The 8559-nt window shown below is 43.4% G+C and carries 2 protein-coding genes; both read right to left on the bottom strand.

The features are described from left to right. Nucleotides 1-2537, bottom strand: a 2537-nt coding sequence (locus QUA62_RS19540) for a serine/threonine-protein kinase PknK (protein WP_333406102.1), incomplete at its 3' end; no start/stop codon positions are given. 301 nt (nt 2538-2838) lie between these two features. Then, nucleotides 2839-8217 carry an AAA family ATPase gene (locus QUA62_RS19535; RefSeq protein ID WP_333406106.1) on the bottom strand — a complete coding sequence of 1793 codons (5379 nt, stop codon included), beginning with the start codon at nt 8215-8217 and terminating at the stop codon, nt 2839-2841. Between the last annotated feature and the right edge of the window lie 342 nt (nt 8218-8559).

Here is an 8559-nt window from a genome sequence, read left to right as displayed (position 1 = left end):
AATGCCTGGATTTTAACTTGATAAACTTGCACCTGTTCTAAAGGTGTTTTCGCATGATGAATCACCGCTTCAATCCACTGGTGCATCTGCTCAAAATCGCCGGCCAAGAAAGCCACCTCGGCAGCTAAGTCGTGCAGGGATAGGGTCATTTCGTAATGCCGTTCCCAAGCGTCTGTTCCCAGCAGTTGCAGCCCCACTGTGGCATATTCGCGGGCTGCTTGATAGGCAGTTGCCGATCTCGCTTTGCGGCAAGCAATCAGGTTGAGTTGTGCTAAATCGTCTCGTTCTGTTTTTTCGACAACCAGCGTCGTGCCGTAATTTAATTGATTGACTAATTCAAAAATGCGTTCTTCTCTAGCTTCTGGTGAAATCTGTTGCAGCAGCAGTTGCCCGATTTGATAATGGGCGAGCGCGCGATCGCTTTCGGGAATCAAAGAATAAGCCGCTTGTTGGACGCGATCGTGCAAGAAGCGATAAACAACTGTTTGAGAAGTACCTCGATCGATATTTTCTTCTTCCCCTACATAAAATTTATAAATCTCACTCTGAGGTAAAACAAAACCTTCCTGTAAAGTTTTCCATAAAGCCGTTGCCGTTCCCGTCTCCGAGATTTCCGAAACAATTGCTAATGTTGTCAGATCGAACTGATTGCCAATGCAAGCGGCTAATTTTAAAACCTCCTGAGTTTCTACTGGCAATTTCTGTAACTGCTGCGCCATGAATTCAACTACGTCATCCGTCAGTGCTGCTTCGGTAATTTTGCTAATACAGCACTGCCAATATCCTGCTTTAACATCAAAAATAATCAACTCATCTTGATGCAATGCCTTGAGAAACTGCGTCGCAAAAAATGGGTTTCCTTTTGTCTTCTTATACACCAGTTCAGTCAGCGGTTCTGCTAACTTAGGAGAACAAGTCAGCGTATCTGCTACTAATTGATTCAAACTGGATCGAGCCAGAGGTGCTAGTGTAATGGTATTGACTATTGCCCCGATTTTTGTGACTTCATCTAAAGTCAACATTAAGGGATGGGCAGGGGAAACTTCATTGTCTCGATAGGCTCCAATTAGTAGCAGGTGACTGGACTGGGATTCACCTATAAGCAACTGCATCAACTTTAAAGATGCTGAATCTGCCCACTGCAAATCATCCAGAAACATCACTAAGGGATGCTCTTTTGTGGTAAAAACAGAGATAAATTTTTGGAATAGTAAATTGAACCGATTTTGAGCAGCACTCCCTGACAATTCTGGGGCTGGGGGTTGTTGCCCGATAATCCGTTCTAGTTCGGGAATGACTTCAATAATGACTTGTCCGTTGTCACCAAGGGCTGCTAAAATTTTGGTTTTCCATGCTTGGAGTTGGAGATCGCTTTCACTGAGCAATTGTGTCATTAAATCGCGGAATGCTTGCACAAATGCCGAAAAGGGAATATTGCGATTGAACTGGTCAAATTTACCTTTAATGAAATAGCCATGCTGTCGGACAATGGGTTTTTGAACTTCATTAACCACAACGGTTTTTCCTATGCCGGAAAAGCCTGCAACGAGCATCATTTCGCTGTTGCCTTGTGCTACTCGTTCAAAGGCTTCTAAAAGTTGCTGTATTTCTCGTTCTCGACCGTAGAGTTTTTCGGGAATCAGGAAGCGATCGCATACATCCCGCGTTCCTAACTCAAAAGTTTCAATCTTTCCAGTTTCTTGGTACTGGTGCAAACACCGTTCTAAGTCATACTTCAATCCCCTGGCACTTTGATAGCGCTGTTCGGCATTCTTTGCCATCAGCTTCATCACCATATCCGAAACCACCTGCGGGATTTCTTTGCTGTTTATTGCAGGAGGCTGTTTGGCAATATGGCAGTGAATCAACTCCATCGGATCATCACATTCAAATGGCAGTTTTCCTGTCAGCAGTTCGTAAAAGGTAGCTCCCAGAGAATAAAAGTCAGTGCGGTAGTCGATGCCTCGGTTCATTCTTCCGGTTTGTTCGGGAGAAATATAGGCGAGGGTTCCCTCTAAGATGTTGGGATTTTGAATTTCTTGAGTTTCTCTCGGAAGTAGGGAGGCGATGCTAAAGTCAATCAGTTTGACTTGTTTGGTTTCGGGATGTATTAGGAGGTTAGCTGGCTTAATATCTTTGTGGATGACTCTGTTTCGGTACAGTCCGTCAAGAATGTCAGTTATTTGAATAACAATTTCCAAGATTTCTGCCAGAGTCAGCGAGGCCTCTTGGGCGTAGTCTCGCAGAGAAATGCCGCCAAAATCCTCCATTACTAGGGCATAGCTGTGGCGATAGGAGTCCAAATTGTAGGGTTCAACGACTCCAGGCAGACGTAGATTTTTGGCGATGGTATACTGGTTGCGGAATTGCAGCAGTTCGCTGAAGCTGGGGTAGTCTCGATTTAATAGTTTAATGACAACCGGAAGCTGATCTGTTTCTCGGATAGCTCGATAAACTAGGGTTCTGGAACCACAGTATAATTGCTCAACCAGATGATATCCTGAAACTCGCTTCGTCAAATCCACTGCAGCACTCATCGGGATTACCCCATCTCAGACATTGACTATTGTAACTAATTATACACTTTTATTTATCTAGTCTGAGGAAAATAAAACTGCGAAATCCCCAGCCTACACACTCTACCGCTTTTATTCTTTTTCACTTTTGAAGAGAAAGATGGCGATCTATCAAGATAGTCTTAGGGAGCATCTCAATGAAAGCAGCCAAGCCCAAAATTGGAGTTTTGAGGCAGGAGACATGAGGCAGGAGGCAGGAGGAAAGAAGAAGAAGGAAGGAGCCAGAAGAAGTGTTTTTACAAAGATGAGATGCTCCCTAGTCTTATCCTTTCATCGGCAATAAAATTGTAAACTCCGTCCCTTCTCTCAATACAGAATTTACCTCTATTGTACCGCCGTGTTTCTCAACTACAATCTGCCGTGCGATCGCCAATCCCAACCCCGTCCCTTTCCCTACTTCCTTGGTAGTAAATAACTCATCAAAAATCTTCTCTTGCACAGCTTCACTCATGCCCACACCGTTATCTTTAATGCAAATTATCGCTTGCTTTTTGTCCAGAGAAATGTCGGTTTTAATGGTAATTTGATTGGCGATTTCTCCATAAGTTCGTCCTTGATTTGATTCATCCAAAGCATCAATCGCATTACCTAACAAATTCATAAATACTTGATTCAACTGTCCGGCATAACACTCCACTTGTGGCAAATTTCCATATTCCCTAATCACTTTGATTTCTGGACGAGTTTCGTTAGCCTTGAGCCGATGTTTCAGGATCATAATGGTGCTATCGATGCCATCGTGGATATTACAAGCTACGGGATAGTTAGTATCGGCACGGGAGAAGGTTCGTAGACTGGTACTAATATCCCGAATCCGCTTCACGCCTTCCCGCATCGAACCTACTAATTTCGGTAAATCTTCCCGGATGTATTCCAGATCGATGTTCTCGATTTCTTCTTGAATCTCTGGATCGAGTTGCGGATATTTTTGTTGATACAAATCGAGCAATCCAAACAAATCTTTGATATAATCTAAGGCGGGTTGAATATTACCAACAAGAAAACCAACTGGATTATTAATTTCGTGAGCAACCCCAGCCACTAAGTTTCCCAAGGCTGACATCTTTTCGCTTTGAACTATTTTTATTTGTGCCTGTTTGAGATGGGTAAATGCTTGTTGAGATTCTTGATACAAACGGGCATTTTCTAAGGAAATAGCAGCTTGAGAAGCCAGCAAATTTAGCACTTCAATGCGATCGCTCGTAAAGGCCCCAACCGTCAGGTTATTTTCCAGGTATAAAACTCCTATCAACTGCCCTTGATTAAGAATTGGCATACACAGAACACTTATCGGCTGGTGCTGTTCAATATAGCGATCGCCCGCAACCTGGGAACTTACCCTAGCATCGACTATTACCAAAGGTTTCAAACTACGCTTGACAGTGTTAACCAAACTAATTGCTACATCCTGACTAGATTCTAGAGGTATTGCTGGTAATAGCTTAGGTTCCTGTCCCTCTGCTACAAGAGCCGCTACCTGTAAATACTGTTCTTGTTTGAGCAATAAGACACACTTAGTTGCCCCAGCATTCGCGATCGCTATTTTTAAAAGAGTAGTCAGGAGTTTATCTAGTTCAATTTCCCCAGAAATGGCTTGAGAGGCGTCGATCAGAGTAGGCAAATCTAGAAATTCAGAGTTGCTGCTAGAAGAGTGGGTATAAGTAATCGTTCCCCGGGCGATCGTTTCTTTAAAGGAACTAAATGATTGAGCTTGCTGAAGGATAATACCGAGTAAGCGAGGATAACTTTTTTCCAAATCGTCTATTTTGGCTTTAGCTCCCCATCGGGCATAACAATAATACGCTTCAATCATGTAGGCTTGAGCTACTTTTTCTTTGCCCCAGTCAAAGTAGAACTTGGCGGCGAGTTCGTTGGCGAGGGCTTCTTCGTTGATGAATTGATTTTCTTGAGCTAGTTGGATGGCGCGATCGTACATTTCAATTGCATCTGCTTTATTGCCCAAAACCCGCTGCCGTTCTGCTTCAACCAAATACCATTTATGCAGATGATTCATGGGAGCATTTTGCGCCCATTGGTGCAGAGTCGTTTGATGGGTTTCCACTAGGGCGAGAATGGAAGCTTGCTCGGTTTTTGGGTGTGTGGGGAAGAGCGCCAGGTGCGTCAAGGCTGCATAAAAATGGAAAATGGGAACAATAATTAATCCCGATACTGCCATCACACACTCTTTGGCTCGGGTAATGTAGTTTAGAGCAGCCGGATAATTACCAAAGGAATAAGCAAGCAGTAGTTTGTAGACGTAGACAAGGGCGATCGCACTGAATTCACGATCCTGATAGTGCTTAGGAATCATTACCGTTTCATCATAGGCTTCGCCGATTAAGCAATCCGGTTGATTCACTACTTCCCTCAAGTTCTGCAACATCTGCCGCTCCATATGCAAATAAGTCCGAGCCGAATATTGCTTCACCTGAGCCAATGTAGCACTGTAGACTGCAAGTTCCGGTTCCCAAGTATCCAGTTCTACCCCACCGAAAAAGTTGATGTAGCTGTAAGTAGCTATGTTGTAGCCAGCGTTAAGAAAATCGCCAGTTTCCATGCCAGCAATAAAGCCCTCTTTCAGGGTTGGTATCCCTGCCCTCATAGCATTTTGATGATGCTGAATAAATGCCCCGAACATATTATGAGTAATGCACTTAAATTCTCGTGCATTGACACGATCGAGCAATGAGAGTGCCAATTTACCAAAGCTATAGCCCGTTTTTGCCTCTCCCAAAAAGGCACTTAATACAAGCCCGTGAATCGCATAGCCCACCGTCGATGCGGGTGCATTCCCAAATTCGAGTGATAAACTTACCATCGTGGAGCTCAGTAGGGGCACTAAGCCTGGAATTCCCTGGAGAATGGGTGCAAATAACATGGCCAATATTGGCATAGCTGCCTGAGTCTGAGGATCGCTCATCACAGGCAGATCGATTAGTTCCTCAATTTTTCTGCCGCTTAGTTGCTCCGCAAGGCTCTGTAGGGCTTTACCAATCAAGGCTTCGTCAGGTGCACTGGGGAGTTCAACCCCCAATTGCCACAGTGCATCTCTTGCTACTGCAATCGCTTCTAACGTCTTGCTTTGTGCTGTCTGTGCGACGATTTGAATTTCGTAAATTTTGATTTTGTCTAAGATTGTCTGTGCATTCTGTAACACCTGTGCTGCCATCTCTTCCATGCCATCAAAGTCAGCATTCAAATAGGCGGCTTCAGCAGCAGCAATATAGAGGTCCAGCGTTAATTCATACTGGCTTTCCCAGCAGTTGGCCCTCAGTAGCTCAACCCCCACTTGTAGATAAACTCTGGCTGCGGTGTAGGCCGTAGAATTTCTGGCTTTACAACCGGCTGCCAAGTTTAGTTTAGCTAAGGCTTCTCGTTCGGTCGGTTGGGTGATTAACTCAATTCCTCGATTCAAATGCCCGACAATATCAAACAGTTTTTCCTCTCGTTCCATCTCGGCGCAATTTTGCTGGAGTAACTGTCCAATTTTGAGATGAGTTGCTTTTTTCTGTGAATCGGGAATTAGCGAATATGCGGCTTGCTGGACGCGATCGTGTAAAAATCGATAAGTTGGATTAGCTGAAGCCTTGAAAACTTCATCACTATCCGATTCCGTAAAGAACTTATAGATTTTGGTCGTGGGAATCACCAAACCTTCCTGTAATGCTTTCCATAAAGCCAAAGCCGTCATTCCAGCAGATTTCTCACCGACAATTACTAACGTATTCAAATCAAAATGTGATCCTATACAAGCAGCTAAGGTGAGAAGATACTGAGTTCCTTTGGGCAGCTTCTGCAATTGCAACGCCATGAATTCAACGACATCATGAGTGATAGCTAAGGCTTTCACTTGGGCAATATCACACTGCCAATGCCGAATCTCCCAGTTAAAGCTAATTAGCTGCTCGTCATGTAATGTCTTGAGAAACTGAGTTGCAAAGAAAGGATTACCCTGAGTTTTTTGAGAGACTAATTTTGTCAAAGGTTGGGCCAGTGATGATTCGCAATTCAGCGTATCCGCCACCAACAAATTCATATCTAGTTCGCTTAACGGTTCCAAAGTAATTGTATTCACTGTTGCCCCCGTTTTAACTATCTCATTCACTCTTAAAATAAATGGATGCACGGGCCAAACTTCATTATCTCGATAGGCCCCCAATACTAATAAATATCCTGTATCGATCATCAATAATTGTAGCAAATTCAGGGATGCTGAATCCGCCCATTGCAAGTCATCCAAAAACATCACTAAAGGATGTTCTTTGCTGGTGAAAACTTGCACAAATTTCTGCATCAGCCGATTAAAGCGATTTTGGGAGGCACTTCCTGACAATTCTGTTGCAGGAGGTTGAGCGCCAATTATGCCTTCTAACTCAGGAATCACGTCAATCAAGACTTGTCCGTTGTCTCCCACTGCTGCTAAAATCTGGGTTTTCCATGTTTGCAGTTGCGTATCCGATTCAGATAGCAATTGACCCATTAAGTCCCGGAAGGCTTGCACAAAGGCACTGAAGGGAATGTTGCGTTGAAATTGATCGTATTTGCCTTTGATAAAATAACCGCGCTTACGGAGAATGGGTTTATGAACTTCATTGACAACGGCGGTTTTCCCAATTCCCGAAAAACCTGCTACTAACATCATTTCGGTGCTACCTGTGCTGACTCGCTCAAAGGCAGCTAATAGGTGATCAACTTCTTTTTCTCTACCGTAGAGCTTTTCGGGGATAGTAAAGCGATCGCTAATATCTCGCTTTCCAAGTTCAAAAGATTTTATCTGGGCTGTTTTTTGTAATTGAACTAAACAAATCTCTAAATCGTGCTTGAGTCCTAATGCACTCTGATAGCGATTTTCGGCATTTTTCGCCATCAGTTTACTGACAATTTCAGATAAGATCGGGGGAATTTCAGGATTAATGTGATGGCTAGGTTTCGACTTTTTGGCGAGATGAAAATGCACCACTTTCATCGGGTCATTCGAGATAAATGGCAACTTTCCTGTCAACAATTCATAAAAAGTCACACCCAGGGAGTAAAAGTCACTACGATAGTCAATGCCTCGATTCATCCGTCCTGTTTGTTCGGGGGAGAGATAGGCTAATGTTCCTTCTAAAATATTGGGATTCTGGATTTCTTGGGTTTCTCGTGCTAGGAGGGATGCAATACTAAAGTCAATTAGTTGAATTTGTTTGGTGTCGGGATTAATGAGAATATTAGCGGGTTTAATATCTTTGTGAATGACTCGGTTTTGGTAAAGGTAGTGAATAATATCTGTTAGTTGTATGGCGACTTGGAGAAATTCTGCTAAAGGTAAAGCTTGAAATGATTGGGTTTGATTTGTTGCTGTTTTGAGATAAGTAGGTAGGGAGACTCCGCCAAAGTCCTCCATTACTAGGGCATAGCTATTGTGATATACTTCCAGCGTCAGCGGTTTGACGATGTGAGGGAAGTCTAGATTTTTGGCAATGGTATATTGGTTGCGAAATTGGACGAGCTCGTCGAAGGTGGGGTATTTGTTTTGCAGCAGTTTGACGACGACTGGGTATTGGTCACGGGTACGGATGCCTCGATAGACTAGGGTACGTGTACCTACATAAAGTTTCTCTGTAATTAGATAACCTGACAAATGTGCGATCGCATCCATAACTCGTTTATACAACAGTTAAATTAAAACATTCCATTCCATTGTATTTTATTATGTGACAAAGATAGCGATCGCAAATTCTGCACTCTCGGTAGGGACAGAATTAACTGTAATTTTTTTCCCATGTTTATCAATTATTATTTGACCGAAATCAACTTGGTCACAAGTCCCCGGATTTATCTGTCTACCTTTGAAAAAAGCTCCGCATCCCGCTCGCAATCCTCCGGACTCATCCGTGGCAGCAATCTCAAATCTCAAATTTCAAATCGCATGACGTGCGATCGCTAATTCTCGACCAGTTCCTTTCGCTATTCTGCACTATTGGCGCTATGTTATGTATAG

It is taken from the genome of Microcoleus sp. MON1_C1 (genome assembly GCF_036701945.1).
In the GTDB taxonomy this organism is placed as follows: Bacteria; Cyanobacteriota; Cyanobacteriia; order Cyanobacteriales; family Microcoleaceae; genus Microcoleus.
The sequence above is the reverse complement of the archived record's forward strand: the minus strand, read 5'-3'. Positions and strand labels throughout refer to the sequence as shown.